The 1963-nt window shown below is 43.1% G+C and carries 2 protein-coding genes; both read left to right on the plus strand.

Features of this window, described 5'->3' with window-relative positions:
• Positions 1-126: 126 nt before the first annotated feature.
• Entirely contained in the window at positions 127-831 is a 705-nt protein-coding gene (locus NTX75_02670; protein MCX5815132.1) for a radical SAM protein, read from the plus strand.
• Positions 832-1848: a class I SAM-dependent methyltransferase gene (locus NTX75_02675; GenBank protein ID MCX5815133.1), complete on the plus strand. Its 1017-nt coding sequence runs from the start codon at positions 832-834 to the stop codon at positions 1846-1848. It begins immediately after the preceding gene.
• Positions 1849-1963 lie beyond the last annotated feature (115 nt).

Consider the following 1963-nt stretch of genomic DNA (forward strand, 5'->3'; position numbering starts at 1 on the left):
AGCCGGAGAGAATGCCTGTTACCTGCTCCTGGCATTTATCTCACTGAAGATGGAGATGAACTGGAGAACAACGAAAATAGGGAAGGTACGTCCTAATTTGCCCCTCTATAAAAAATTTACACAATTATGTTGACAGTACCACCTTTTGTGTGCAACATTAACCCAATGTCTTTTACGAAGGCGAAGGGATCGCTTCTGAAAGAAGCCGGTTGCAACGATATTCGTTTTGGAATTGAAAGTGGAAGCGAACGGATAAAGAAGGATATTATGAAGCGGGTGGTTTCGAATGAGAGCGTAAGAAAAGCATTCGAGGTAACTACGTCGCTAGGGCTAATGTCCAGCTCCTTCAACATGATCGGTCTTCCCACGGAAACCAAGGAAGAAGTGTTTGAAACGTTGCAGTTGAATGCCCGCCTGCTCCCTGACACGATAAAGCTGATGACATTCTATCCATTCAAGAACACACCACTTTATGATCTTTGTAAAAAACTCGATCTTATTGATTATAAGAGAAAAAAGGAGCTTGATGACTACGATACTTTCACTTGCCTGAAGTTTTCCCCGGAACACCAGCTCTTCCTTGAAAAAGTCCAGTCGGCGTTTGGCTGGTATATCAATATATTTCTTGATAATGAGGCCTCGACCCGATACCGGAACCTGGTCTTGGAGCTTGAAGCAATGGGTCGGGAAGCTTGGCATAGGTTTGATTTTGATTCCACTGATAAAGTGGTATCAGGAGAGTTCAGGGACAAAGGAATAACGCATTATGCAAGGTTTGCCAATAGAAGCCTGGTAGCAAGATATCCAAGCAGGCATTTTGAACAAGAATAAGTGAATACGAAGATAAATTTGGGAAGTATGCAAGGCGTCGACGTTATTTGTCCTGTTTGTAGCGAACGAGTTGAAAGTGCTCCTATTTTCTGTAAATCGGGAATGCCTTGCTACGTTCTGGAGAGACATTACACCCGTGAATCTGCGCTAGCGGCAAGAACCGGTAATGTGGACTTCCGTTTCTGTGGGAACTGCGGATTTGTTTTCAATGCAGCATTCAGCCCTGCCTTGATGGACTATGTGGTTGATTATGAAAGCTCCCGTACGCATTCTCCATATTTTGAGCACTATCTTGAAAAAGTGTGTAAAGAACTAAGCAATGTATGTTCTGTGGCAGGTAAAACAGTGGCAGAGATTGGATGTGGAGATGGCCATTTCCTTATGAAGTTGAGAGAGTTGGTAGAGTTTGAAGGCTGGGGGTTTGAGCCCAGCTTAAATAGGGTCAACAACAAGCCGGCTTATAAGGATTTGACATTCGTTGCAGATTACTACGACTGGAACATTTTGGGGAAGAAACCGGACCTCATAATACTGCGACATATCCTGGAGCATCAAAGTCACATGCACGATTTTCTTAATGGTATTCTGGGAGGCGTTAAAAACGCACCACATCAGATTTACATCGAGATTCCTGCTTGGGAGTGGATCGTGGCTCATGATCAGGTATATGCTTTCTCCTACGAACATTGCAGTTATTATACGAAGAACTCGCTGCAACGAATCATGACTGAGTATGGATACACCCCCAGAAAGATAGCCTTTTCTTTCAAAGATGAGTATATTCAATATTTTGGTGGAAAAGATACCCAAGTCGTGGATAACAACCGCTGTTTGGATCAAGATGCCATGATCTCAGTAACACGGGCCTTTATAGAAAGAATTCCCATAATTTTAGCGCGGCTGCAGACTTTATTTGCTAATGCCTCCGACACGGTGTTGTGGGGTGCTGCGGGGAAAGGGACAACGTTGTTGAATATTCTGGATATAGACTACGGTAGTGTAAACTCTCTTGTGTAAATTCATAAGGAGTGACAAAAAGGATGTACCTCCTATAAAATAGGTGATGACGAATCACAAATCTATTTTAGGAAGGAGGAACATCCAATGGAACTAAAAGTGAGTGTATCAGAGG

The organism is Pseudomonadota bacterium (assembly GCA_026388315.1).
Lineage (GTDB): Bacteria > Desulfobacterota > Syntrophorhabdia > Syntrophorhabdales > Syntrophorhabdaceae > MWEV01.

What these genes read in the sequence shown, in the direction of transcription:
- NTX75_02670 (MCX5815132.1), top strand. Translation starts at nt 127, where the DNA reads ATGTTGACAGTACCACCTTTTGTGTGCAACATTAACCCAATGTCTTTT.